The 26,102-nt window shown below is 48.8% G+C and carries 23 protein-coding genes and 4 pseudogenes; 17 read left to right on the plus strand and 10 right to left on the minus strand.

Annotated elements, in window-relative coordinates; all coding sequences use genetic code 11:
* Nucleotides 1–7: 7 nt before the first annotated feature.
* The 4 genes and pseudogenes from tap to FEK50_RS22035 form a co-directional block, all read left to right on the plus strand.
* Nucleotides 8–82 carry a RepA leader peptide Tap gene (gene tap, locus FEK50_RS22010; RefSeq protein ID WP_001365705.1) on the plus strand — a complete coding sequence of 25 codons (75 nt, stop codon included), beginning with the start codon at nt 8–10 and terminating at the stop codon, nt 80–82.
* The gene (repA, locus tag FEK50_RS22015) at nt 75–932 is read left to right on the plus strand and encodes an incFII family plasmid replication initiator RepA (protein WP_131161745.1); all 858 of its coding nucleotides are present in this window, start codon (nt 75–77) and stop codon (nt 930–932) included. The genes tap and repA overlap by 8 nt, the downstream gene beginning before the upstream one ends.
* 1,004 nt (nt 933–1,936) lie before the next feature.
* Nucleotides 1,937–2,090: pseudogene (locus tag FEK50_RS24605) on the plus strand (hypothetical protein); the annotation flags it as partial.
* Between the two features lie 291 nt (nt 2,091–2,381).
* Nucleotides 2,382–2,701: pseudogene (locus FEK50_RS22035) on the plus strand (IS3 family transposase); the annotation flags it as partial.
* A 193-nt stretch (nt 2,702–2,894) separates the two neighbouring features.
* Here the strand turns inward: FEK50_RS22035 and FEK50_RS22040 are convergent.
* From FEK50_RS22040 to FEK50_RS22065, 6 genes are all read right to left on the minus strand, one after another.
* Nucleotides 2,895–3,770: a hypothetical protein gene (locus FEK50_RS22040; RefSeq protein WP_131161746.1), complete on the minus strand. Its 876-nt coding sequence runs from the start codon at nt 3,768–3,770 to the stop codon at nt 2,895–2,897.
* A gap of 326 nt (nt 3,771–4,096) precedes the next feature.
* Nucleotides 4,097–4,621 (minus strand): F18 fimbrial protein FedE, encoded by a 525-nt coding sequence (locus FEK50_RS22045; RefSeq protein ID WP_240780264.1) that lies wholly within the window; start codon nt 4,619–4,621, stop codon nt 4,097–4,099.
* The gene (locus FEK50_RS22050; RefSeq protein WP_205712941.1) at nt 4,608–5,300 is read right to left on the minus strand and encodes a fimbrial chaperone; all 693 of its coding nucleotides are present in this window, start codon (nt 5,298–5,300) and stop codon (nt 4,608–4,610) included. Before FEK50_RS22050 ends, FEK50_RS22045 begins: the two co-directional genes overlap by 14 nt.
* A complete protein-coding gene (pefC, locus tag FEK50_RS22055; RefSeq protein ID WP_131161748.1) occupies nt 5,293–7,707 on the minus strand; it encodes a PefC/AfrB family outer membrane usher protein in 2,415 nt (804 codons plus the stop codon). Before pefC ends, FEK50_RS22050 begins: the two co-directional genes overlap by 8 nt.
* Before the next feature lie 85 nt (nt 7,708–7,792).
* Nucleotides 7,793–8,308 (minus strand): fimbrial protein, encoded by a 516-nt coding sequence (locus FEK50_RS22060; protein ID WP_131161749.1) that lies wholly within the window; start codon nt 8,306–8,308, stop codon nt 7,793–7,795.
* Nucleotides 8,309–8,700: 392 nt separating this feature from the next.
* Nucleotides 8,701–9,042, minus strand: coding sequence for a PapB/FocB family fimbrial expression transcriptional regulator (locus FEK50_RS22065; RefSeq protein WP_346478048.1), 342 nt, complete (start codon nt 9,040–9,042; stop codon nt 8,701–8,703).
* 884 nt (nt 9,043–9,926) lie between these two features.
* Here FEK50_RS22065 and FEK50_RS22070 point away from each other — a divergent pair.
* The 12 genes and pseudogenes from FEK50_RS22070 to FEK50_RS22125 form a co-directional block, all read left to right on the plus strand.
* Nucleotides 9,927–11,054 (plus strand): annotated as a pseudogene (locus tag FEK50_RS22070) (IS256 family transposase); the annotation flags it as partial.
* Between the two features lie 1,161 nt (nt 11,055–12,215).
* Nucleotides 12,216–12,509 (plus strand): PapB/FocB family fimbrial expression transcriptional regulator, encoded by a 294-nt coding sequence (locus FEK50_RS24755; RefSeq protein WP_131161750.1) that lies wholly within the window; start codon nt 12,216–12,218, stop codon nt 12,507–12,509.
* A gap of 194 nt (nt 12,510–12,703) precedes the next feature.
* Nucleotides 12,704–13,246 (plus strand): type 1 fimbrial protein, encoded by a 543-nt coding sequence (locus tag FEK50_RS22080; protein ID WP_131161751.1) that lies wholly within the window; start codon nt 12,704–12,706, stop codon nt 13,244–13,246.
* 56 nt (nt 13,247–13,302) lie between these two features.
* Nucleotides 13,303–15,705, plus strand: coding sequence for a F4 (K88) fimbrial usher FaeD (gene faeD, locus FEK50_RS22085; protein WP_131161752.1), 2,403 nt, complete (start codon nt 13,303–13,305; stop codon nt 15,703–15,705).
* The gene (gene faeE, locus FEK50_RS22090) at nt 15,698–16,489 is read left to right on the plus strand and encodes a F4 (K88) fimbrial chaperone FaeE (RefSeq protein WP_131161753.1); all 792 of its coding nucleotides are present in this window, start codon (nt 15,698–15,700) and stop codon (nt 16,487–16,489) included. Before faeD ends, faeE begins: the two co-directional genes overlap by 8 nt.
* A 34-nt stretch (nt 16,490–16,523) precedes the next feature.
* Nucleotides 16,524–17,015, plus strand: a complete 492-nt coding sequence (faeF, locus tag FEK50_RS22095; protein ID WP_131161754.1) for a F4 (K88) fimbria minor subunit FaeF — start codon at nt 16,524–16,526, stop codon at nt 17,013–17,015.
* Nucleotides 17,016–17,264: 249 nt separating this feature from the next.
* On the plus strand, nt 17,265–18,065 hold the full coding sequence (locus tag FEK50_RS22100; protein ID WP_131161755.1) for a hypothetical protein: 801 nt from the start codon (nt 17,265–17,267) through the stop codon (nt 18,063–18,065).
* An 81-nt stretch (nt 18,066–18,146) separates the two neighbouring features.
* Entirely contained in the window at nt 18,147–18,932 is a 786-nt protein-coding gene (gene faeH, locus FEK50_RS22105; protein WP_131161782.1) for a F4 (K88) fimbria minor subunit FaeH, read from the plus strand.
* Nucleotides 18,933–18,962: 30 nt separating this feature from the next.
* Nucleotides 18,963–19,727, plus strand: a complete 765-nt coding sequence (gene faeI, locus FEK50_RS22110; RefSeq protein ID WP_131161756.1) for a F4 (K88) fimbria minor subunit FaeI — start codon at nt 18,963–18,965, stop codon at nt 19,725–19,727.
* Nucleotides 19,728–19,743: 16 nt separating this feature from the next.
* Entirely contained in the window at nt 19,744–20,517 is a 774-nt protein-coding gene (gene faeJ / locus FEK50_RS22115; RefSeq protein ID WP_131161757.1) for a F4 (K88) fimbria accessory protein FaeJ, read from the plus strand.
* Between the two features lie 247 nt (nt 20,518–20,764).
* Complete coding sequence (locus tag FEK50_RS24760; protein WP_276320331.1) at nt 20,765–20,899, plus strand: hypothetical protein; 135 nt, start codon at nt 20,765–20,767, stop codon at nt 20,897–20,899.
* Nucleotides 20,900–21,511: 612 nt separating this feature from the next.
* Nucleotides 21,512–21,783 (plus strand): annotated as a pseudogene (locus tag FEK50_RS22125) (DUF6404 family protein).
* Between the two features lie 17 nt (nt 21,784–21,800).
* Here the strand turns inward: FEK50_RS22125 and FEK50_RS22130 are convergent.
* Both FEK50_RS22130 and FEK50_RS22135 read right to left on the minus strand, forming a co-directional pair.
* Entirely contained in the window at nt 21,801–22,391 is a 591-nt protein-coding gene (locus FEK50_RS22130) for a hypothetical protein (protein ID WP_131161758.1), read from the minus strand.
* On the minus strand, nt 22,388–22,648 hold the full coding sequence (locus FEK50_RS22135; protein WP_131161759.1) for a hypothetical protein: 261 nt from the start codon (nt 22,646–22,648) through the stop codon (nt 22,388–22,390). Before FEK50_RS22135 ends, FEK50_RS22130 begins: the two co-directional genes overlap by 4 nt.
* Before the next feature lie 352 nt (nt 22,649–23,000).
* Here FEK50_RS22135 and FEK50_RS22140 point away from each other — a divergent pair, with 352 nt between their 5' ends.
* On the plus strand, nt 23,001–25,139 hold the full coding sequence (locus FEK50_RS22140; protein ID WP_131161760.1) for an AAA family ATPase: 2,139 nt from the start codon (nt 23,001–23,003) through the stop codon (nt 25,137–25,139).
* Nucleotides 25,140–25,300: 161 nt separating this feature from the next.
* Here the strand turns inward: FEK50_RS22140 and FEK50_RS22145 are convergent, their stop codons facing one another.
* Together FEK50_RS22145 and vapB are read right to left on the minus strand one after the other, a co-directional pair.
* Nucleotides 25,301–25,717: a type II toxin-antitoxin system VapC family toxin gene (locus tag FEK50_RS22145; RefSeq protein ID WP_001044768.1), complete on the minus strand. Its 417-nt coding sequence runs from the start codon at nt 25,715–25,717 to the stop codon at nt 25,301–25,303.
* Nucleotides 25,714–25,944 carry a type II toxin-antitoxin system VapB family antitoxin gene (gene vapB, locus FEK50_RS22150; protein WP_001261287.1) on the minus strand — a complete coding sequence of 77 codons (231 nt, stop codon included), beginning with the start codon at nt 25,942–25,944 and terminating at the stop codon, nt 25,714–25,716. Before vapB ends, FEK50_RS22145 begins: the two co-directional genes overlap by 4 nt.
* Nucleotides 25,945–26,102: the final 158 nt, after the last annotated feature.

The raw sequence follows: 26,102 nt of genomic DNA on the forward strand, positions 1-26,102 counted from the left end.
TAGTTATATGCCCGGAAAAGTTCAAGACTTCTTTCTGTGCTCACTCCTTCTGCGCATTGTAAGTGCAGGATGGTGTGACTGATCTTCAACAAACGTATTACCGCCAGGTAAAGAACCCGAATCCGGTGTTCACACCCCGTGAAGGTGCCGGAACGCTGAAGTTCTGCGAAAAACTGATGGAAAAGGCGGTGGGCTTCACCTCCCGTTTTGATTTCGCTATTCATGTGGCGCATGCCCGTTCGAAGGGACTGCGTCGGCGCATGCCACCGGTGCTGCGTCGACGGGCTATTGATGCGCTGCTGCAGGGGCTGTGTTTCCACTATGACCCGCTGGCCAACCGTGTCCAGTGCTCCATCACCACGCTGGCCATTGAGTGCGGGCTGGCGACGGAGTCTGCTGCCGGAAAGCTCTCCATCACCCGTGCCACCCGTGCCCTGACGTTCCTGTCAGAGCTGGGGTTGATTACCTACCAGACGGAATATGACCCGCTTATCGGGTGCTACATTCCGACCGATATCACGTTCACACTGGCACTGTTTGCTGCTCTCGATGTGTCTGAGGAGGCAGTGGCTTCCGCACGCCGCAGCCGCGTGGAATGGGAAAACAGACAACGCAAAAAGCAGGGGCTGGATACCCTGGGCATGGATGAACTGATAGCGAAAGCCTGGCGTTTTGTTCGTGAGCGTTTCCGCAGTTACCAGACAGAGCTTAAGTCCCGGGGAATAAAGCGTGCCCGTGCGCGTCGTGATGCGGACAGGGAACGTCAGGATATTGTCACCCTGGTGAAACGGCAGCTGACGCGCGAAATCGCGGAAGGGCGCTTCACTGCCAGTCGTGAGGCGGTAAAACGTGAAGTGGAGCGTCGTGTGAAGGAGCGCATGATTCTGTCACGTAACCGCAATTACAGCCGGCTGGCCACAGCTTCCCCCTGAAAGTGACCTCCTTTGAATAATCCGGCCCGCGCCGGAGGCATCCGCACACCTGAAGCCTGCCAGTGCACAAAAAAACAGCACCCTATACAAAAACAACCTCACCATTCACCTTCTGCTGCATCCGGTTCCCCCTGTTTTTAATACAAAACACGCCTCACAGACGGGTAATTTTGCTTATCCACATTTAACTGCAAGGGACTTCACTATAAGCTTACAACCGTTCATGTCATAAAGCGCCAGCCGCCAGCCTTACAGGGTGCAATGTATCTTTTAAACACCTGTTTATATCTCCTTTAAACTACCTAACTATATTCATTTAAAAAGAAAACCTATTCACTGCCTGTCCTGTGGACAGACAGATATGCACCTCCCACCTCAAGCGGCGGGCCCCATCCGGAGCCAGTTTAATTACAACATACAAACATAAATCCCGGAAAAACCCCGGTTCCGCGCAGAACTGAAACCACAAAGCCCCTCCCTCACAACTGAAAAGCGGCCCCGCCCCGGCCCTAAGGGCCGGAACAGAGTCGCTTTTAATTATGAATGTTGTAACTAAGCATCATCGTCGCTGTCAGTCTTCTGGCTGGAAGTATTGAGTACACGCTCGTAAGCGGCCCTGACGGCCCGCTAACGCGGAGATACGCCCCGACTTCGGGTAAACCCTTGTCGGGACCACTCCGACCGCGCACAGAAGCTCTCTGATGGCTGAAAGTGGGTATGGCTTAGCAGGGCAGGGATGGGATAGGCGAAATCTATCAATCAGTACCGGCTTACGCCGGGCTTCGGCGGTTTTACTCCGGTATCATATGAAACAACGGAGTGCCGCCTTCCATGCCGCTGACGCGGCATCTGTCAACTTAAGTCAAAACAAAAAACCAACAAATTTAGTCGTTAAAAAATCTAAATCCTGTAACGGTGTCACGTATTTAGTTAGTTTATTTGTTTGTTAGTTTATTTGTTGTTGTGTGTAATGAATGCACAATCACCAGAACAGGAGCAGGTTTATGCGTCCGGCAACATTTGAACCACAGCAGATTATTGAGGCAGGTCTGGCATTACAGGCCGAAGGGCGGAATATCACCGGATTCGCGCTGCGTAACCGTGGTGGCGGTGGTAATCCCGGACGGCTTAAGCAGGTGTGAAGAGCAGGCTCAGGCCGTCGAACTGGCTCAACTACGGGAACGCCTGGCTGCGACAGAGAAACTGCTGGGTGAATCAGAGAAGGCAGGAAAAAAGGCTGCAGAGCAGCACCGGCAGCAACAGGCAGACCTGCAAAAACGGCTTGATACTGAACTAAAAGCGCGTCAGACAGCGCTGGATAAAGCACTCAGAGATGCAGCAGATTCGCGGGAAGCAAAACCAACTTTGACTGGTGAACTTAAATCTCTGAAAATGCATAACGACCTGTTAGCAGCGTTGCTGGCTGGAAAAAAATGACTCCGACCGGGCACAGAAGCTCTCTCATGGCTGAAAGCGTTACTAAAATGCACTGAGGAAGAATGGGATATTCTGAAAAAGGCAGGCGGTTCTTTGCAAGAGAGCTCGACTGAAGTCTCGCTTTATCAACGATCTCCGTGAAATATGGTCAATCGTTACGATGTGTCGGGTTCTGAAGGTTGCGCGTGCCGGATTTTATGCCCGGCTCCATAACTCTGTATCTGCTGGAGAATAAGGATAACCAGTGACTGCTGGAACTCATCCGTGATTCCTACACGTTGAGTGGCGGAGTTTATGACTATCGTATAAACCATGGTGATACTCTACAACTGTACCCGATGCTACAGTCATCTCTATGGAGCCAGCCCGGAGGCCTTCGAAAAGGCCTTGCCGTGGGGAGAGAAACAGTCTACCGGAGCGTAGTTACCCCAAGTGCGCATGCGATTAGATATTAACCGGTTCAAAACCAGAACCAACAGATTACCGTTCTGTAACTGGTTTGTCAGACGGGATTAAGCCGGGATGTCATTTATAAGTACGCGATATATTAATTGTTATCGTCTTTGTCCCCGGTGACTGCATAGTTCCTGAGAATTGCAATGGATAGGTTATTTCACGTGCCACGCCGGTCCCTGGTACATTGAGACTCCAGCTAGTTCCATAATTACCCGCCAGAGTAAGGGGAGATGATGAGGTGAAGAATAGATCTCCAGGCAGCGAATCAGTTGTCAGTCTAATTACATCCCCATATGAGCCATCACTGCCAGCGACCAAATTATGTATTGTTTTATCGAGTCGCAAGGTGCCACCGCTTGTGGGTCGGAATATAAAGTATGCATTAATTGTTTTTTCTTCGGTAACACTCCCTGCATGTAAGGTAACAGTTTGCTGACAGTCTAATCGGGTATTATTGGGTTCAAAACCTGTCGCTGAAGGTGCATGGAAGCCTAATTGTATCTGTCCTGGCTTTATGCCATCGAATTTCAGGTTTAAGAAGGGGATATTAGATTGATAAAATATACCTGAGCGGTAGAGATTTTTTGCAGTAATACCCGTGGAAGCACTCTGAATGTGATTTACGCTCATCCAGCGACAGGACAGAGTGTCGTGAGTACTGGCAACTTCAGCATTCAGATTATACCCATTAACTTTTACGACAGGGATATCCGTCGTGGTGTACCATCTGAGAATGTAGTAATCAGAAGTGTCGTCTACGTAGTCAGGGTTTCGGGTATTCAGCGTGAACCCGAGTCCCCCGGATTCGATGTTTGCTGCTATCGGATTGCGGACGTCAAGTTTTACAGGTATTTCAACACCATCTTCTGGTTGGACAGAGTTAGTTATATCGGCTGCAATTACGCCGAGTGGAAAAAGAATGAGACCAAGAAAAAATTTTGTCATATTTAACTCCAAATTATATCCAGCAGAGACAAAGCAGCCTGAATCTGGCGCTCTGCCTATAGCATCTATCGTATCTCATGCCGTTGCTCCCACTGACGCCTGTTCGACAATCCTTTCCTGCGAATCTGCATCTCAAACCGTAACTGATGTGCACAGAGGTTCTCTTTCGCATGAGGGACTATTCAAGTGAGCCCAGTTGCATCAAATCACACGCCCTGCCAGCTCAGTACAACCTACGGGCCTTTGCCGCTAATGAGATTTAAACCAGAGAGTCTCAGCCATAATGAACAGCAGATCTTCACACCACCTGTTTTACTTCCGTGGGATTACTGATACGCAACTTCAAATTTCAGTCTGGCTGATGCCATCCCCAAAGCTCCACTCTGGGAAACGTCAGTCACCGGTATTAACGTACAGGTGCGCATATCTGTACTTTCTTTTACATCATTGCAGAAAGGATTCCCTCCATTTTTACCGGTCAGCTTTACCATGGAACCGGTCGCCTTTTCCTTAAGAGAAAGTGTTGCACCTGTACGCTGACTGCTATCCGTCATCAGATAAATTTTCTCATCTCCCTCCGCATCACCTGAAATAATGGTTGCCGTCAGTGCTGTTTTCTGTGGTGTATCACCTCCACAGGTCCAGGTGATATTCAGGGGGGGATGTTCTTTCCTCTTTTCTCCCTGTATCAGAAGTCCTAGGTTATATGAAGATGGTACAGTAATGTCACAGCTTGGCTGGGTGAAGGTGACATTAATCATAAGCGTTGCCGTGGTGGTGGAAGCAGCCTGTCCGTTACCAGTCATTACCGTTATCATCAGTACTGCAAGAACAGCTTTAGTGAATTTCATGGTTCTGAACTCCGCCCCAGTCATTTACAGCATCTACACTGATTTTTCCGCTTACCTTTTTCCCCAGATTCACATCGCTGAATGGTTTAAGTTGTGAGACGTCCTTCATCACTTTGTCACTGAGGGAGACGCTCTTACCGTCATGTTTCACGTTAACAATAGCCATGTAATACGGTGTCGGGTTTTTCAGCCAGGTGTCATTACCACGTTGCTCCAGCTTCAGCTGCTTCTCCGCATCCTTGCGACCGTCTTTGATGGAGGCTGGACGATAAATCAGCTTCACGCGGGTGTTCATGGCGATTGCCAGTACGCTGCCTTCGACTCCCTTCATTTCAGGTTTGGGTGGCACTTCCTGAACATTCAGCCAGAACAGGGATTCCCGGTCCTTCGGCAGATTGCTGTCCGTATTCATGATACGGATAATCTGTTTCTGTTTGGGTGACACCTTAAAGAACGGCGGCTGTGGAACCATGTAGACACCGTTCCCCTGGTTCGTGTTATCAATCCACACCTGACCACCGTAGGTCTTGTCCGCATTGTTCGTCACTTCAAAAGAAACATTCTTCTTACCCTCTTCATAAATGAAGCGGGTTCCGTTCAGCACAAACGCCGCCATGGACTGGCTGCAGAAAGAGAGAGAAAGAAGGGCAGCCAGCGCTGCCTTACCCAGTTTATTCACAGCGAACCTCCTGAACTTTGTTGGTATTTGCTTTCAGTCCTGCCATGGAGAAACGGCACTGTTTTCCGTCCCCTGTATTCACGCTGACCGTTTTCGGTTCAGCCAGCATGTTCATCAGCAGAACACCATTGTTTGAAATAAACCCTGCATTCAGCCCCTGTTCCGTTTTCGCATCACCGCCGGTCAGGTAGTTGCCCTGTGCATCCTTCACACGCAGGATATAACGCAGCACATTCTCGAAGCCGAATTTGCGGTAAACCATCGCTTTTTCGGTCGGCACCACGTTGTATGACGTGGTCTCAAACTCCATATCGTCCGGCACGTTATCCATGTTGATGTTGATGCTGTTCTCTGAATACTCAGACAGCCACACCACCGTGTTACCGTCGCTGTTCGTCGGCATGGAGCCGTTAACAGAAACCCCCTCAACGCCCGGAATGCTGACAATACCCACCGTGTCAGACGACTCTTTGGTAAAGAGCAGACCGATTTCTGTCGTACCCAGCACAGAACCGGAAACGCTGCCGGAGAAACTGGTCTGGCTGTTCCCGTGCCTGTTGTAGGAACGGGACACGCCCATGTTGGTCTGTATGGCATCAAACGCATAACTGGCCGATGCAGAAGCACCACGGTCACCTTTCGAACCGGCATTCGCACTCAGGCTGTAGTTAAACCGGTCAGTTGGCATTGCTGACATACTGGTGTTGAATGTCGTGCCACCGGTCCGGGTATAGCCCACGCTGTTGCTGTTGTAATGACGGGTGCCTTTCAGGTCAAACGGCACGCTCACACTCAATGAAACGGAGTAATCCGCCTTATCCGACCAGGTGTACTTTGAGTAAGACCCGTTCAGGAACAGGGACACTGAATCAAAAACTGACGTACTCAGTGAGAGCGTGCTGCCGGTGTCTGCGCCCTCGCGCATCCAGTAATCCTGACGCCAGTAAGAGCCGCTCAGATATGTGTCGTCAAGACGGTGCGACAGACGCGCTTCATAATGGGAACGCTGACCGCCATAGCGCGCATACCGCCAGATATCTTTCGGATTAAAGTCAGCAAACTCCACATAACCCTTACTCTGGTAACGGTATGTCAGTAACTGCAGGTCGGTCCGGTCTGTAAAGCTCTTGGCGTATTTGGCACTGAAGCTTTCCCCGGTTTTCACTTCCCCGTTGTCATAGCGGGCCTTCGAGACGTTCGCACTGAGCGACAACGCCCCCAGACCACCCAGCATCTGCGTGACACCCAGACCGCCAGCCTGATAGTCATCATTCAGAATAAATGCCGAGTTCAGCGTGGTGGTGGAGAAGCCATAGTCCAGACTGCCCAGCCAGAACAACCCGGTGTCAGAATGGAACGCCTTGTCCAGTTCATTACTGTTGTTCTTCTTACCCATCGCCACGTTGTACTGGAACTCACCCGGACGCAGCAGCGTCGGCAGCGTGGTCACCGGATAGACCTGTTCGGTTTTGTTTCCGCTTTCATCTTCAACGGTCACCACCAGGTCGCCGTTACCCATCGGACGCAGGTCATCCAGACGGTAAGGCCCCGCCGGCACCATTTTTGAATAGACCGTATATCCGTTCTGTTTCACGGTAATACGGGAAGGCGTGGAGGCAATCCCGGAGATATCTGGCGCATATCCCCGGGATTCCCACGGGCGCATATTGCTGTTAGAGCGAAGTGCCGCTCCGTAGAAATTAAAGTCAGAAAACAGCTCCGTACGGGTCTGTGATTTTCCCAGCAACAGGTCCCCCTGCACCTGACTGATGGCTGTTGAAAGCGTCAGGTCACTGGAAGTGAATTCTGTTTTATCCTTGTCATGAGACACGTTCATATTGCTGGATAACACCCAGCGCCCCAGGTTGATGGCTGCATCAAAATTCCCGAAAGCATTCACATCATCATGAACGTTTTTATTAAAGTTACCGTAATATTTCAGGCGCCCACCATTCACGCCGTAATCCCAGCGTGCAGGGTCTGTTTTACTCAGCAAATACGCCTGAGGAATATTAAATTTTAATGTCTGTGCACCGTAATCAAAATCCACTTTAGTATGGGGATTACGGGTCAGTACATAACACTGTTTTTCCTTGTCAAAGACATCATCATAAGCGTCCTGTTTCATCATCACCCCGGCGTTATCCAGCCATTCAGGGGAGAGGCAAAGACGGTTATTTTTTTCATCCTCTTCCGTAATGACAATATTCGTACGCCCGGTTCGTTCATTGTTGACAAGCACATCAACCACGTACTGACCTGCCGGCAGAGCAGTGTCTGTCTTCATAATGGAAGGAATTACACTGGTTCCCTGGATAAAATCCAGGTTTAATTCTGTCGCGACACTAAAATGAGAATATATACTCAGTGCCAACAGAGATAATTTAAAAAGACGACGCTGCTTCATCTCTGAATATATCCTGGGAGCATATACTCCGAAAATGGGGATATCCGGGAGTTGACTCCCGGATAAAAGATTATAGGTTCAGAGATTACTTATAAGTAATCGCGTAAGCTGCCGCAGTCTGGAAGTCACCGACTTTATCCTTACCCTGCAACTGGGCCTTAAATTTAAAACCATCAGTAGTGGCATTTTCTGCATTAAAGGTTGCAGTTTGCTGAGACGCAGTGATTGGACTGTTACCATACGCTGCATTCACTGGGGTGAAGATGACATAGGCATCATCAGCAAGCCCGCTCTGAGCATTAATTCCATTTTCACCCAGATTACCAGTCCAGGTGAATGTTGCTGTTTTGCCAGTAAGTGCAGAGCATTGTTCACCAGAAGAGTTCGTTGCCTTAAACTTAATATGCTTTTCTACTCCTTTACCGTTCTTGGTTACGGTTCCCAGCTGAATTATATCGGAAACAGAACCACCCACTTCAGGTGTTACGTCACAGGTAACTTCAGTTACATTACCAAAGAACTGAACATCTCCCTGAGATGCCATTGCAGAACTTGCTGCCATAGTCATAGCAATTGCAGAAGCGATCATTAATTTTTTCATTACTAATTAACTCCAGGTTTATTTCTGTAATAAACGCGATAAAGCTGACGCTCGATGAATGCGTCATATCTGTCCTTCTTTGTTATGTATAAAGGAAAGATATGTCGCCTCCTCAGGACAACAGCAAAGTAAAACCATATCTGTCATGCATGTTAGCTGTATAATAAATCAATATATGAGCAGATGTTCTGTTATAATGTCAGAAGAAACAACTGCGTAATATTGTAAGCACTAAAAATTCCCCACCGAATAAACAAAAATATTTCTGATAAAGCGGAGTATGTATTTGTCATGTTTTACAATTCATGGTGGCGACTCGCACAAGTAACAATTATGGGTAGCCATGAATCAGTAAAAATGTAATAATTTATTGTTTTATAATAACTTTTTGCTCACCCCCTTGTGGTGTGATGTTTGTCTCTGTAATACAAAACCAGCGATGATACGATGTGATTTATGTGTGATATGCGTCCCAGTGCTATTGAGAAATAACTTAAAGAAACATTATATTTGTTACAGACTTCCCTTCGCGTATATCCAAAAACCAGAAAATCGTGAAGTGCACGTATTACTTTCTCACTATACAATGGTGAGATTTCAATAAGCATCCAGAACTGCTCTTCAGATAATGAGGCAGAAGGTAGTTTGCGTCTTTTATATCCTGAGTAAAAGACATTTTGCTCTTGTGCAGAAAAATTGCCTTCTGGCATCACTCTGTTTTCAGACCGCAACATATGCTTCACCTACATATTTCGTGGTAGAAATAAAAACATAAAAACGTGAACTACCTTTGTTACAGAAGGAATGATATCACGATCTTTTATGCTGGCAATAAACATAAAAACGATCTTTTATTCCATAAAAACGCGTCAATTTGGAGTTGTATTCTTTTTTATTTGTGTTTTGTGGTTTGTAATTCTGTTTAATGGTGCTATGGTGGTTAAAAAGATCGTTTTTATCAGGAAATGCAAAATATTTGGCGAGAGGAATGAACTGAAGAAATGTAGATGCAGGTCAAAATAATATTTCTAAAAAATAGAAATCTCAGGAGGTATGAGTACATAATCATATATATGTCTATGGGTTAATTACCATTGTTACAGTATGATGACATGGTTTGTTACTATGATTTTGATAACTTATGTAATAAAGGCCATGGTTATTAATATCATGATAAATGTGCATTTGTTTATTATTTATGAATATTTATGTAAAAGAGAAAATCAAAACGCACATGCAAATAACAAAATGCTGTACCACGAGAGGTGTGACAGATGTATGGGGGAAGTGTTTATCAGGAGCTATACTATCAGATAAAACTTCAGGAAAGGGAAAATATAGTGCGGAACGAAGAACGACGAGAGCAACAATGTATCTAGGCCATAAAATGAAATGAGGTTAAATACATTAAAGGGATAATGTTTCGGGGGGAATTTGCTTTGTGTGAGAACCTCCATGTCTGAGAGGATGGTTAGCAGGATAATCAGCATAGCCATATTTAACTACAGAGTGCTGTTTTTCATGCCGCTGGCGCGACATCGGATAAGTGGAGTAGATTTCAGGGAGTGTTAGAAATTCTGTGTCATTCCAGTAATATACAATCAAGAAGGAATGACACATGTCTCAACCTTTCGATTTCAATAAAGCGCTTAAGGCACTCCAGTCCGGCCAGGCATTAACGGACAAAAATGGTGTCTTAACGCCATTAATCAATCAGTTAACTAAGACTGCCTGTCTGCAGAACCTGAATCCCATCTGGCTCAGAATGTGGGAGCCTCAGGCAAAAAGACCATTAAAGCTCTCACCGGCACTTTCGAACTGGCAACTCCGCGCGATCGTAATGGAGCTTTTGAGCCACAGCTTGTGAAGAAGTATCAGGCCACGCTGTCCGACGAGATTGAACGCAAGATCATTCGCCTGTTTGCACTGAGGATGAGTTATCAGGATATCTGTCGGGAGATTGAAAATCCCTTACCTTCAGCGTTTTAACCGCCACCATCAGCGCGGTAACGGACGAAGTCGTCCCTAAACTAAAACAGAGGTAGCAGCGCCCGCTGGAGAAGGTTTATCTCTTCGTCAGGCTGGATGCCATTCACTATAAAATCCGGGAGAATGGCTGCAACCAGAGCAAAGCCGTTTACACGGTGCTGGCGCTGAATCTGGAAGGCAAAAAGGAAGTCCTGAGTCTATATCTGTCGGGAGTGAAGGGGCGAACTTCTGACTGTCAGTATTAAGCGATCTGCAAAACCGTGGCGTGGAAGATATCCTTATCGGCTGCGTGGACGGGCTAACTGGCTTCCCGGAGGCAATATCCATAGACAGAAGTTCAGTTGTGTGTCATTCACCAGATACGCAACTCGATAAAATATGTGGAGTCAAAACACCACAAAGCGTTCATGGCTGACCTGAAACCAGTGTCGTGCGGGTCGGCAGAAACGATGCTGGATGAGCTGGAGGCGAAATGAGGTCAGCAGTATCCGGTAGTACTCCAGTCGTGGCGTCGCAAGTGGGAAAACCTCAGTATACTTCCGCTATCCGGCGAATATCCGCAAGATCATTTACGCCACAAATGCTATCGAATCGGTACATCATCAGTTCAGGAAACTGACCAAAACCAAAGGTGCTCTCCCTAATGAAAACAGTCTGTTGAAGCTACTTTAACGTACAGGAAAAATGGACAATGCCCATCCAGAGCAGGAATTTGACATTGTCGCAGTTAGCCATTTATTTTGAAGGGCGATTGAATACCGTGAGACACTGTAGAATTTTTAACGTGACACAGAATTCTGAACGCTCTCGCATTTCATATATCTGCTGTAGATTCGACACGAATCAGCAATGTTTTTAGTGTGGAGGACATATCTTCTTCGTATGGGCCCGATGTGAGATATAATACTTTCGGTCCTTCATGCAGAATGTGCAACAGTTGAGCCGGCGTACCTCTTCTGAAATTACAACGATTCGTCTGATTTTTTCATTCAGACTGGTGGGGTTCCCCACCTGCAGCGACTAATCTAGCTAGTGTTACAGGTGGAGCAAACCATGTCATACTGACATGCTGAACGCAGGCTTTTATTGATAAAAATATACCTGCAAGTGATTCCCCAGCTTCTGTCGTCAGGTTCGTAAGTAGAATGTTTTCAGCGTAGCCGTGCTAACCAGAAGTATCTCCTTTTCCTGTTACAGATAGAGAGCCTCCTCTCAGATTTCATTCTTGCAATTTTTTGATGTCCTGCAGTTTTTTGTCAGAACTGAATATTCTGGACAAAAAACAAGAGATAACAACATGAATTTTACATTCACTTTTCAATTATTAACAATCGAAATAAAGACGGTTCCTCTCAACAGCCAGGTATAACAGTTTGAATTTCCAATAATGTACGCGTCACTGGTCGCGATTACAGCATGCAGCTCATCAGGCATATTGTAATCTCTGATGTGGTTGGTGGCGAGGTCGATATAGTATTTTTCAGACTTCGAGCAGGTGAGTCAATAATTATCAGTTTTCCTCTGCCAAAAGTTTATTACATACAAGATATCACTCTGTTTCTTATGCAACTGTAAGCCAGGGTATGATATCGCACGGAACTTTAATCTAGGGAAGTATGTAGAGCATGGATATAAAATTTTTTTGTTTTTAGTTTTTTTCGTAAAAACATGGCGATCATGAATGTGCAACTTCTTTTTGTATCCGGTTAATTATGATTTTTACCTCTTTTTCAGGATTTTATTCTGATGTTTTTTGGTTTTATGGTGGTAAAGAGCGTCTTGGTGGTGTTTTTTAGTATGAAGTATAGTAAATTGTAATAAAAACAAATTCCTTGTTTTTTGTCTTAATAAATAGAAACCCTTCCAATATATGTAATGAAATAGTTGAGTTAGGGCGCGGCGTTGAGAAGGTAGATATATGCAAGAAGGTTATTTTGAGTTAATCATTGAAATAGCCCCTATTTACAGTAGCAAAGTGATTGCTTCTTTGAGAGATTTTCTTGTAATGGGAGTTAGCAGAAAAGAAGCATGCCTTCGCAATGACGTTTCACCTGCATATTTTTCAGTGGCTTTAAAGAGATTTAAACATACCGAAGATCTTATTTATAAAATTAATTCCGATTACTGTATGATGCCTGATGAGTCATGGGATGTTAGAAGAGTGGATGCAAAAAAAAAAGAATTTGAGGCGGAGCATTTAATCTTGAACTGATGTGTTCTTGCTTTTTGGTGTCTTATTTTTATATCGATATATATTATTCGAACAAGCGGTTGACTTAATGCGCTTTTTCTGCCAATTGCAGTAAGTATTGTTGTTCTGTGCATTTATTAACGAGTGCACAGAGTGATTTGGTGTGTACTGTATATGTATCAAGATAGTTATTCTGTAAATGAGATAACAGCCGCATGAAAAAATTATCGCTTTCAGTTCTTCTGCTTCTGGCAGGGGGCGGGTTTTCTCACGCCGCTGTTCAGAAAACCGTATTCAATGCTGACGTGGTGGCTTCGGCCTGTCATGTGGTGGTGGATGCGGACAGCACCGGCAACAGTGGCCGGCTGACATTCGGGACTTACCGCAAGTCCACGGGGGCGTCTGTGCCTCCGCGTGACTTCACTGTGCGTCTGTATGAGTCTGGTGCCACGGTTCAGGGCTGCTCAGCCTTTCAGGCAGGGCAGGTCGCCACCCTGGATTTTGGTAACCCGGGACAGCTGGATGCAGGGGGCGTGGTCACCCGCGGTGCCGGTGATGGTATTCGCGTGGATGTGCGTGCGGTGGATGTGCAGGCAGATTATCGCGGACGTCTGACTCAGGACAGTCATTCGGTGAATTATCCGGTGGAATTTGCTGCTAAAGGGCAGTTCCGTTTTCGTGCGCAGCCGGTGTTTCCGGCGAACGTGAAGGCGGGGGAATACACGGGTGCGCTGACCTTTGTGGTCACGTATCAGTAACGGAGAAAAGGATTGTGTGTGCAGGAAAGAAGGCAGTCGCAGGGCCGGTTTCGTCCGTGTTTTTCCGTCGGGCCGCACTTGCGCTTGCCGTATCAGCTGCTTTTGCCAGTGCCACAGGTATTGCAGGTGAAAAACTGGATATGTCCTTTATCCAGGGCGGTGCCGGGGTTAATCCGGAAGTCTGGGCAGCCCTGAACGGCAGCTATGCGCCGGGGCGTTATCTGGTTGACCTGTCCCTGAACGGGAAGGAGGCCGGGAAACAGATACTGGATGTGACACCACAGGACAGTAATGAACTGTGTCTGACAGAGGCATGGCTGACGAAGGCCGGGATTTACGTCAGTGCAGATTACTTTCGTGAGGGATATGACGCCACACGACAGTGCTATGTGCTGACAAAAGCCCCGTCAGTGAAGGTGGATTTTGATGTTTCCACCCAGAGTCTGGCGCTGTCCATTCCCCAGAAGGGGCTGGTGAAGATGCCGGAGAATGTGGACTGGGATTACGGGACCAGTGCATTTCGCGTGAACTATAACGCGAACGCCAACACCGGCCGTAATAACACCTCGGCCTTTGGCTCAGCGGACCTGAAAGCCAATATCGGGCGCTGGGTGGTGAGCTCTTCTGCCACGGCCAGCGGTGGTGACAGCGGGAATAACTCCGCCTCGATAAACATGTTCACGGCCACCCGGGCTATCCGCGCACTGAGTGCGGACCTGGCGGTCGGAAAAACATCCACCGGGGACAGTCTGCTGGGCAGCACGGGAACATACGGAGTGTCGCTGAGCCGGAACAACAGCATGAAGCCGGGCAATCTGGGGTATACCCCGGTGTTCAGCGGCATTGCGAACGGGCCGTCGAGGGTGACGCTGACACAGAACGGGCGGTTGCTGCATTCGGAGATGGTGCCGGCAGGTCCGTTCTCCATCACGGATGTGCCGCTGTATACCAGTGGTGATGTGACCATGAAAATCACCGGTGAAGACGGGCGCGAGCAGGTACAGAACTTCCCGTTGTCGGTGATGGCCGGGCAGTTAAGTCCGGGGCAACACGAGTTCAGTGTGGCAGCCGGTTTGCCTGACGATGACAGTGACCTGAAAGGCGGTGTGTTTGCGGCGTCATACGGTTACGGCCTGGACGGGCTGACGCTGCGCACCGGGGGGGTGTTTAACCAGGACTGGCAGGGCGTCAGCGCCGGGGCTGTTCTGGGGCTGAGTTACCTGGGGGCGGTGTCTGCTGACGGGGCTTATGCCACGGCAAAATACCGTGACGGCAGCCGCAGCGGAAATAAGGTGCAGTTATCCTGGAGTAAACAACTGGAGATGACGAACACCGGGCTGCGGGTGAGCTGGTCACGGCAGAGTGAGGAATATGAGGACATGTCCTCCTTTGACCCGACAGAGCTGTGGTCACAGTCAAATCATGGTCGCCGGACGAAGGATGAATGGAATGCCGGTGTCAGTCAGCCGGTGGGTGGACTGTTCAGTCTGTCGGTGTCCGGCTGGCAGCGGAGCTATTACCCCGCATCCATGACCGGGAGTTACCGATACAGCGATGACAACGGTAAGGACACGGGGATTACCGGCACCCTGAGCACACAGATTAAGGGCGTCAGTCTTAACCTGGGCTGGTCCGGTTCACGGAACACCCGGGGAGAAAACAACTGGTCGGCATCGGCATCAGTGTCGGTACCGTTCACACTGTCTGACCGTCGTTACAGCAGCAGTACGTCGGTGAGTACCAGCAAAGGCGGTGGCACGGGCTTCAGCACCGGCGTGTCCGGCTCGCTGAATGACCGTTTCAGCTATGGCCTGGGCGGTGGGCGTGACAGCGGTGGTGGTGTGAGCAGTTATCTGAATGCGTCGTACAGCGGTGACCGGGCTTATCTGAATGGTGCCCTGAACCACTCGCAGTCCGGCGGAACCAGTGGTTCTGTATCTGTCAGCGGTTCGGTTCTGGCTGTACCGGCTGCGAAGGACATTATGTTCAGCCGCACTACAGGTGACACCGTGGCCGTGGTGAACGTGAAGGATACCCCCGGAGTGAAGGTGACGTCCGGTGACGGGCAGACTGACAGCGACGGCAACCTGGTGGTGCCGCTGAACAGCTATGACTGGAACACTGTGACGATTGATGCGGGCACACTCCCGTTGAGCACCGAACTGACGAACACCAGTCAGAAGGTGGTGCCGACGGACAAGGCGGTGGTCTGGATGCCGTTTGATGCCCTGAAAGTTAAGCGTTACCTGCTGCAGGTGAAGCAGCGTGATGGTGAGTTTGTGCCAGGGGGGACCTGGGCACGTGACAGTAAGGACACACCGCTGGGCTTTGTAGTTAACAATGGTGTGCTGATGATTAACACGGTGGATGCGCCGGGTGATATCACCCTGGGCCAGTGCCGGATACCTGCGGTCAGACTGCAGGATACTGAGAAACTACAGGAGATTACGTGTGAGTAAGCGTAACGCAGTAACGACGTTTTTCACTAACCGGGTGACAAAAGCACTGGGAATGACTCTGGCGCTGATGATGACCTGTCAGAGTGCAGTGGCTTCCCTGGCGGCAGACCAGACCCGCTATATCTTTCGCGGGGACAAGGATGCGCTGACCATCACGGTCACCAACAATGACAAGGAGCGTACCTTTGGTGGCCAGGCCTGGGTGGACAATATCGTGGAGAAGGACACCCGTCCGACTTTTGTGGTGACACCGTCCTTCTTTAAGGTGAAGCCGAATGGTCAGCAGACGCTGCGTATCATCATGGCCTCGGACCATCTGCCGAAGGACAAAGAGTCGGTGTACTGGCTGAACCTGCAGGATATTCCGCCGGCTCTGGAGGGCAGCGGTATTGCAGTGGCGCTGCGCACGAAGCTGAAGCTGTTCTACCGTCCGAAGGCACTGCTTGAAGGTCGCAAGGGGGCAGAAGAAGGCATCAGCCTGCAGAGCCGCCCGGATGGCAGAACCATGCTGGTGAACACCACGCCGTACATTTTTGCGATTGGCAGTCTGCTGGACGGAAACGGAAAGAAAATCGCCACGGATAACGAGACAGCACAGAAACTGCTGATGTTCATGCCGGGTGATGAAGTGCAGGTGAAGGGAAATGTGGTGAAAGTGGATTCTCTGAATGATTACGGTGAACTGCAGACCTGGACGATTAACCAGAAAAAAACGCCAACGTCTTCCGGGCAGAAGGTATCTGATTCGTCAGTTAATTTGTCTGATAAAGCAGATAAAAAATAACCGCCCTCCGAAATACAGAACAGAGGGGTAATAAATGAAGAAAACAATGATGGTCGTCGCCCTGGTCCTGAGTGCACTCAGTATTCAGTCAGCACTGGCCGCTGAATACAGCGAGAAAACGCAGTATCTGGGGGTGGTGAATGGTCAGGTGGTGGGTAACAGCGTGGTGAAGGTGACCCGCACACCGACAGACCCGGTGTTGTACCGCTCAGGCAGTAACAGCCCGTTACCTGCAGAGCTGATAATCCGGCATGCAGAAAGCCGCCCGGCCTCCGGCGGACTGGCAAACATCACGATGAAACAGGCTCTGCCGGATAACGGGGAAGCCCGCATCACCCTGAAGACGGCCCTGATGGTTGACGGAAAGAGAGTGGCACTCAGTACCAGACAGCAGGGTGAGGATGTGGTGATAACCGTACCTGAGGCGCAGAAGCTGGTTGAGTTAAGAACGGATGCACCGGCAGAGCTGGAAGTACCGGTCAGTTACCGGGGAAATCTGCAGATAGAGTTGCGTGTGGAGGACTGAGATTATATCAGAAAAAGGTCGCGAACCAGAGAGTCTGAGTTTATGACCATATGTCTGGGATTAGTCTGACTGGTAAAAGGATTTACTATTTTATCGGAGGTAACGTAAAGCCATTTCAAAAAAAGAGCGCGCTCTAAATGAAATAGAGATGTTTGTATAAATAAGACAAATGAGGAAGGCTTTGCGGTAATTCTGAAGAAAGATTGCCGAATCAGTTTATTATTTGTGAAATATTAAGGGATTCATTTTATGAAAAAGACTCTGATTGCATTAGTTGTGTCTGTTTCTACAGCAATGTCTGGTTCTGTCATGGCTGCAGACGGAAGCTGGAGTGATGCAGTGAATGATTTTGAATTATCAGGAAGCATTACTGTCGATGCTGCAAAAAATATATGGGAAGTTTATTCTGGTGCTTCTGGTGATTTGGGCGGTGTGAATATTAATTCTGGTGAGGAACAGGCTGTATTTACCGCGAGTAAAGCAATCCCTGTTCTAGGGATCAGAAGTGTAGAAGTATTTTATGGTCAGCAGGGCATTACGCCACAGATTAATTACGGTGATAATGTAGTAGCTATGGATTCTTTTGAAGAAAACAAGGCTGATTTTACACTCCCAGTTAAGGATAAAGTAACGAATCAAGAAGTTGGTGTATTAAAGACAAAATTATATGCAGCTGGATACTCTTCTTATAAAAACCATGCGGAAGGTGTGACATATCCGGGTAGCCGAATGGGTTCTGTTGCTAAGAAGGCAGGGGATGCATTTTTTGGCGGTGTGCCTCAGGAAGTTTCTAAAGTTTCCCCGATTGGTGATGGATTATTGGCTATTCTGGACGGAATCATTCCTGGTGTAACAGAGCATTTTGATAATCAGGGCGTATCTCCAACTGCTCCTGGTGTTCAAAAGTTTGATGATAAGACCCGTTCATATAGTGCATATTATGGTGCGGGCATTCAGGCTGGCGAACAAGTTACTGTTACCCTGAATGAGGCAGCCACCAAGGATATTAACTGGACGGCCAAATTGCCGATCACTGTAACTTATATGTAATTCTTATTCATATTATGGGAAGGGATGATTCCCTTCCCTGTTCTCAGGGGAAGAAGTCATTCTCTATCTAGTGGTGGAAATATGCAGATAAGTAAGAACAAAATATTTGTTTCTTTTGTGAGTTTATTCTTTCCCTGTGTTTTATTTGCAAAAATAGTTGATGGTGGAGAAATTCAGTTTAATGGTTTCGTCACTGACGAAGCACCGAAATGGACCTGGCAGATAAGTTCCCCCGACCAGACCTGGGTAGTAGATACTGCCGATGCGCGTATAGAGAGCGGACAGCTTATTTTTGATTTGCGCGATAAAGGGGCACTGCCATTTCTGGAGGGACATTTGCATGAGGTGGCTGAGCGCGGTGGTCCCGGTTTTACACCCTTTATTACCTTCAGCAGTAACGGACAGCCTTTCGCCGTAAAGGAAGGTAGTGGCACTACGGCGCAACGTTTTCGCGCCACTGTCCCAGTACGTGATCCGGAGACGGGAAATGTGTCGGGACAGCTTTCTTTCACCCTGAATCAGGGGATGGCAGTCAGTGCCGGCAGGCAGGAGGAGGGAGTATCCATGCCTACTGGTATGTCGCTGGTCAGTGAGCAGAGCGTGACGGATGTACAGTCAGGAAAGTTGCCACAGGGGCTGAAAGCCCGGCTCTCTTCCCTGTTACTAATGAATCAGAATTTTGGCAATGGCATGAATGCGGTGGATAACGGACAGGTTATCAGTCAGGGGGTACTGACTGACGGTCGGGTGATGAATCTTGCAGCGGCATATGCTTCTGAAATATCAGATTTTGAACTGCGATTGCCGGCAGAGGGCACACCAGCAACGTGGCAGGCAGGGCTGAATGTGACAGTCACCGTTCAATGATGGTCGCAGGGGTATAAGGAGAGAAGAGAAATGAAAAAGGTGACGCTATTTTTGTTTGCTGCAAGCCTCCTGCCTTCCTGTGTACTGGCCTGGAATACGCCGGGAGAGGATTTCAGCGGAGAGCTTAAGTTGGAAGGCCCGGTGACCAGCACCCGTAATCCGTGGGTGTGGAAAGTCGGACAGGGAAATGAAGGTCTGGAGGTTAAACAGAGTCGCGGTGTTCGTGACGGTGGAAAAGGGATACCGGTCGCACTGCCAGCGATGACCGTTTTACTGGGAAAAACCACCCTGACCACACCGGCAGGGCGTGAGGGACTTTCTCCCCGGGTTAGTTACGGAAAGGAGGCTGAGGGTTTTTCACTTGTCTGGACAGCACCAAGTGTCGCGGAAGTGACGTTGCCTGTTACCGGTGATAATAACGCCCGGGTAGGTTCATTTGTTTTCAGAATGCAGGCTGCGGGGGTGTTGCGCCATGTGAAGGGCGGGCAGTCGATGTATGCTGGCGTGTATGACGACCTGAATGTGAATGGTCTGCCTGGTGAAAGCACAGCCATGAAGGCTTCTGATATTCCGGGTGTTCTGCAGAAGATGTTCCGTGGCGAAGGTCCCGGCTGGCTGCAGACAATGACAGTCAGTGGTTATTCGGGAGTGAGTCATTTCAGTGATGCCTCCCTGCGTCAGGTTGAAGGTGTGTATGGTGCACAGACTGTGGCAGGCAGTGGTGAATTACGTCTGAACGGCACGATGCCGGAACGCTGGCGGGTGTCACTGCCGGTAAGTATTGAGTACCAGTAAGCAGGAGGATGGTCCGGTGCTGAATATTATTCATCGTCTGAAGTCCGGTATGTTTCCGGCTCTGTTTTTTCTGACTTCAGCCAGTGTGCTGGCACAACCTCTGATTATTCCGCCGGGTCACTGGCAGGAGGGAATGGCAGTAGGCGTGACGGAATTCAGCGGCACGCTGTATGTTCCTGAAGTTTCCTGGCAGTGGCAGCCCCGCGCTGTGCGGATGAGCTCTCCTGATGCCGTGCAGGCTGGCCTGACAACGGGAAAAGGAGGCATGGTCAGTGAAAGCCGGGCAGGGCAGGATTTTTATATTCTGGGCGGACATACCACATCACTGACAACTGCCCGTCCGGGGCTTCAGCCGTCAGTGACATTACTTCAGGTGGCAGCGTCATCTCCCCGGATTGCAGCCCTGGGGGATCTCGATCAGGAACAAGTACGTTACGGTGAAATCACTTTTACAGTACGTCATCTGCTGGTATGGCAGAATAGTGTTATGGCTGATAAAGGCTGGAGTGTGGTCAGCGGAGAGGTGACTCCGGGGACAGTACAGCAGGTGAAACGTCAGTTACGGCAGGTGAATGGCTATAAATGGTTTCCGGACTATTCTGGGTTAACTGTGCGCCCTGATGCGTTTATTTCGGGGACAGGGGTATTGTTGGCGCAGAAAAATGACAGACAGCAGATTGCCGGTGCTTGGGTGACATGCTTGAGTGATGTGCAGGTGAGTTTCCCTGGCGCGGAAGAACCGGTAAAACGCTGGCAGGGTAATCTGACGCCGGTGGTGCAGTACTTTTAACGAAAAATCATAGCGTTGGTAATGTGAATACCGGCGGTTTATGCTGCCCTGATGCAGGTGCCACTGGCAGCCTTTTTATGACCGATATAACAGGGATACGATGTTTACTTTGTTGTACTACCGGGAGATTCCTGCATCCGGAATGATCAGAACCTGGTTATTGTGGCATTGAGTTGAGCCTGTACATAGATTTGTGTCATTACCTGATTTTGATATGTTCAATCCAGCATCAAATGAAGGTTAATTTATGGACGAAAAACAGTTACAGGCTCTGGCTAACGAACTGGCCAAAAACCTCAAAACCCCTGAAGACCTCAGTCAGTTTTGTCAACGACGGATGAAAAGTGGCTCTTCCGCAACTTGGGTAGAAGAAAATGGATGAAACTTTCTGGTAAACAAGGATCTAAGCCGTTTTAAGATATGGGAAACGTAATGCACTCTCTTAAGACTCTTCTACAGTTACCTTGCGGATGGCGATGCAGAAGATATGCAAAGATTACTGTCTTTCGTCATTAAATGATAAAATTTCGGGTAATATGGAGAAATATTGTCAATATCATTTCTATGCCTGACTTTCGTTAACTGTGTTACACTTTTCATCGGAAAACTCATTATAAATAAGTCGTATCATTTGGCTAAATGATAACCCTCTAAAGGTTGTATAATAACAATATATTATAACCTTTACTTAAAAAACGTATCACCTTTAGATATAAAAGTCTTTATGTATTCATATCAACATGAATACATAACATTATGTTTTGCATAATATATTTTTTTACTGTGGATGTGCTTAAAATCCTCTCATCTTTGGTGAAAAATCTTCTCATGTTTAGAGTCTTTCATTATATTTATCATGATGTTACGTCGCTCTAAGTTTTTAAGATCAAGAAGAAAAGATAAGTTTTTTTAAATGCACAATGCCTGTGGATAATTTTGCGTAAATCCGGAGGACAGATCACTCTGAAGCAAGACAACAGCATCTGAAAACAATGTGCTCAATTTTCAACCACAGAGCGTAAGTGCCCTCTGGTGGCTGGGTATCCGGTTTCCACCATTACCCTTTATGCCGTTCTGGCAGGTCACGCTGCTGATGGGGAGCTTATGGGGCATTTCCTGGGGATGTGCAATGTGGTTTATGTACTGGGGGCCGTCAGGAATGGTGGCAGGTGAGGCCATTATTATAAGTATCACGAGTGGTTTTTGGCCTCTTTTCAATGGTGGCGCAGGAAAGTTAACCGGCTGCCATCATGGGATGACATGTAAACTGTGCAGGCATGTTTTTACGGGGTGACACTTTCATTAACCTGTACACGAACCTCCATTCCTACATCATGACAGGTCTGCAGCCACTGCGCCACTTCCAGCGGATCGCCTTCCCGGCGCACCACCCTGCCTTCTTTATTCCATAACTGAAGACAGGTGCTGCCGTCGAGACGTACCACAAAATCCCCACGGCAGGCCTGATACGTCATGCCGTTCAGCTCCACCGCCAGATCAGTGGCAGAAGTGCTGCCTGCGGGCAGACCTGCTGCCGGGACCAGCGGCAGTACGACGACTTCTGCCGCACGCTGTTCTGCCCGGAGGAGGTCCTGTTCTGCCAGCAGCAGAGGCTGTGCCACGGCCCGGCCGGCGTCCGTCAGCTCCACTGCCAGTTGCAGGTTCGGAGCGCGCAGGGTACGCAGCCAGCCGGCATCCTCCAGACGACGGCAGGAGGCGCGCAGGTTTGGCCCGTAGACCGGGGCTTCCCCGCTTCGCTCCAGCACCCGTTCTATGTCCCGCGTCAGCACGGGTCCTGGCCGTTTTTCATCAAGGGCAGCCAGCACAATCAGCACTCTCCGTTGCAGTGGCGACGGTCGGCGGCTCTGAGTCATTTCCAGTCATCCTCCGGCCAGATGAGCTTTCTTAGGCGCTGATGGTCGGCGTCAATGATCTCCTGTCTCTTTATGGCATTCATTGAGGCATAGCCATTTATGGCCAGTTCATGCCAGAAGATCAGCACGGCTCCGGCTTTGGCTGACTCGCAGAGATAAGTTACGCCCTGGCTGTCCAGATTGCATTCCCGGATGCGTTGTTCCGCAAACCGGGTCAGTTGTTCATAGCTGAGTGAAAACCCCCTTTCTTCATCCATCCTGCACGCTCCATCTGATAATGTTCTGACAGGTAAAAATCATATCCTGCATGATTTGTGTGTTATTGATTATTGATAATATCAGATATTGTTTCATCATAAATGATGAAACAATATCTGATATGATTTTATGTAAATTGCTTGATTATCATATCATTTGCTCGTTTCCCGCCGTGCAGATCCGGTTTCCGGCTAAGTCGGATTGACCTAATCTTTGTTTCTGATATGAACACCTCGGAGAGGTGTAAGCAATGGTACAAACGAAATGTATTATGTATCTGCATCACGGCATGCGGGCTCATTTTGCGGCAGGATATGAATCCCCCCAGAATAACTGGCAAAGGACAGATAAATGGACATTGAAATACGCCACTGCAATAACATCGTACGAGCACATATCACCCTCACTGCCAATAAACTGAACATTAAGTTTGCGCCAAATGGTACTGGAAAAAGTACGCTGTCACGGGCCATAAGCTGTGCGGCGCGGGACGACATTCAGGGACTACAGGCACTGATGCCCTTCCGGCTGCGCGGAGAAAACCCCGATAGCACCGGGCCCATTGTCATCGGTGCTGACGGGATTGGGGACGTGATGTGCTTCAACGAGGAGTACGTCAGTCAGTTTACGTTCCAACCGGACGAGCTCATCAGTGACAGCTTTAATATTCTTATCCGCAATCAAGCCCATGCGGAAAGAGAGCGTGAAATAGAAGAAATGACGCAAACGATCCGGGCTGTTTTCACGGATCACACTGAGCTGAACTCTCTGATAGACCATCTACAGGAACTCAGTAATGCTTTCAGATCAACCAGTTCCGGGATTTCACGTTCTTCAACCGGCATGAGAGGTCTGTCAGGCGGAAATAAAATACACCACATTCCGGCTGGTCTTGAGAACTATCAACCCTACATCCGCAGTGAACGCCGCGTGGAATGGATTGACTGGCAGACAAAGGGACTCGAGTTTTCGCACCTTTCAGATGGCTGCTGTCCGTTCTGTACCGGTGATATCACGGGAAAGGAAGCACAAATTCGCCAAGTCAGAGAGGAATTCGATAAATCCACCATTAAAAACCTGACCGCTATCATCAGACTGGTGGAAAACCTCGGTAATTACCTGACGGAGAGCGCCAGAGAACGCCTTCTGGCCATCACTATGCTTCAGAACGGTCCGGAAGCCGAACATATCGAGTACCTGGTGGCGTTGAAACGCCAGACCGATACGCTGACAGAGAAACTCACTGCGCTGAGAGGCCTGAATGTTTTCAGCCTGCAGGAACAGCAGAACGTTCGGGAGGTGCTCACTGCCAGGTTGATTGACCTGCAGTTCTTCCCTGATCTGCAATCCGAACTCATGCAGGGGATCACCGACAGACTGAACGCGGCCCTTATGGACCTGATAAACCTTGCCGGACCGCTGCAGGGAAAAATTAACCGGCACCGGGACAGCATGATCCGGCTGATCGCACAGCACAAAACAAACATCAATAATTTCCTCACTTATGCAGGCTATAAATACAGGGTGGATATAGCCGGCGAGGGAGATCAGAGAAAACTCAGGCTACGACACATAGATTTTGACGGGTACGTCAGCGGCGGTAGCCAGCATCTCAGCTATGGAGAACGGAACGCCTTTGCGATTGTGTTATTCATGTATGAATGCCTGTCAAAAAACCCGGGACTGATTATCCTTGACGATCCCATATCCTCTTTTGATAAAAACAAGAAGTTTGCCATTCTTGAAATGCTGTTCAGACGTGCAAGTGGTGAATGCCTGAAGAACCGGACTGTACTTATGCTGACGCATGACGTGGAGCCTGTGATTGACACGCTGAAGTCAGTCAGAAGGTTGTTCAGTAATCAGGTGACCGCCTCCTGCCTGCGCCTGTCTGCTGGAGTCATAGAAGAATTACCTGTTAACGACGGCGATATCATGACATTCATGCAGATCTGCAAATCCATCACCGCGTCAGCAGACTGTGAGGAGATCATTAAGCTCATCTATCTTCGTCGCTACTTTGAAATCGTTGACGAACGTGGTGATGCTTATCAGCTTCTATCCAATCTATTCCATCGACGCGTCGCCCCGCTGGATTATCGCGAGCCTGCCGCTGCGGGCTCGGGCTACCCCAAAATGGCTCCTGAGAAAATTCAGCAGGCCTTGCGGGATATCCGGGAGTATGTGGACAGTTTTGATTACCCGCGACTTCAGGCTCTCGTCAGCAGCCCAGATGAAATAAAAAACCTGTACCGTCGCTGTCGTAACGGCTATGAAAAACTGCAGGTATTCCGTTTACTGGAACTGGATCAGGACCATCCGGTAATACGAAAATTCGTTAACGAAACGTACCACATTGAAAATGAGTTCATCTGTCAACTGGATCCGTCCAGATTCGATCTCATCCCGGAGTACGTGATTATGGAATGTGACAAGCTCATCGCCCTGCCACCGGCAGCAAACCAGAGCTCGGTTGCCCGTATCGCTTGAGCCACTGTTTTTGCCGCCGGAAGATAGGCTTTAGCTCCCTGATAGTCTGATCTTCGAAGATACCCTACAGTTTAGGATCGCTTACTGTAGATATCTGTTAAAACAGCCCGTATACGGGCTGTTTCTTGGTGCCCTTATCTCCTGACTTTGAAAAGAGTGTCTTACTTCACCCAGTCTTCCAGCACCAGGTCAGGCACCCGCTCAAATTCTCTTGTATTATTCGTCACCAGTATCGCCCCGGCGGCGATGGCGTGCCCGGCAATCGCCGTGTCGTTCGGGCCGATCGGCGTCCCGGCCAGCCGCAGTGCCACTTTAATCTTCGTGGTGGCGTCTACTGCGGCGCGATCCCAGGGCAGGATGGCATCGAGGCGGGCGCAGAATTCATCGACCAGTTGGACGTGACGTGGTGAGGCCTTTGGGCCGGTAGCCCCGAAGCGCATTTCAGAGTAGGTGATGGCCGAGACCACTATACGGTGGCCGCGTAGCACCGCCTGCTCCAGACGCTTCAGGACGGCTTCTGGCTGTTCACGCATGATGAACGAGCAGATACAGGTATCAAGCATATAAGTCTTGTTCACAGGTTAAATCGCCCTTCGTCGCTGACAACATCCTCGCGCTCCGCCATAAAATCTGGATCGGCTTTTTCGTACTCTAGGAATGAGCCCCAGGTTGGCCGGACGGGGCGCAGGATGATGCTGTCCCCTTCCCGGACGATCTCGAGCTCGCTCACCCCCTCAAAATCCAGATCACGAGGCAGACGGATGGCGCGGTTGTTGCCATTTTTAAATATCGATACGGTTCTCATGTTCTTTCTCTCCCGAGCATATGGATATGTGAAACATATCCGGAATATTCAAAGCACCGGGTGTGTGCATATGTTTAGTATAGGCAGATGTGTGGCATATGTATAGCGGTAGCATATGTAGATGTCAGGCATATGCATATGCTTAACATATCTCTATT

Origin of the sequence: Escherichia sp. E2586 (genome assembly GCF_005781105.1) — a bacterium.
Taxonomy (GTDB): Bacteria; Pseudomonadota; Gammaproteobacteria; order Enterobacterales; family Enterobacteriaceae; genus Escherichia.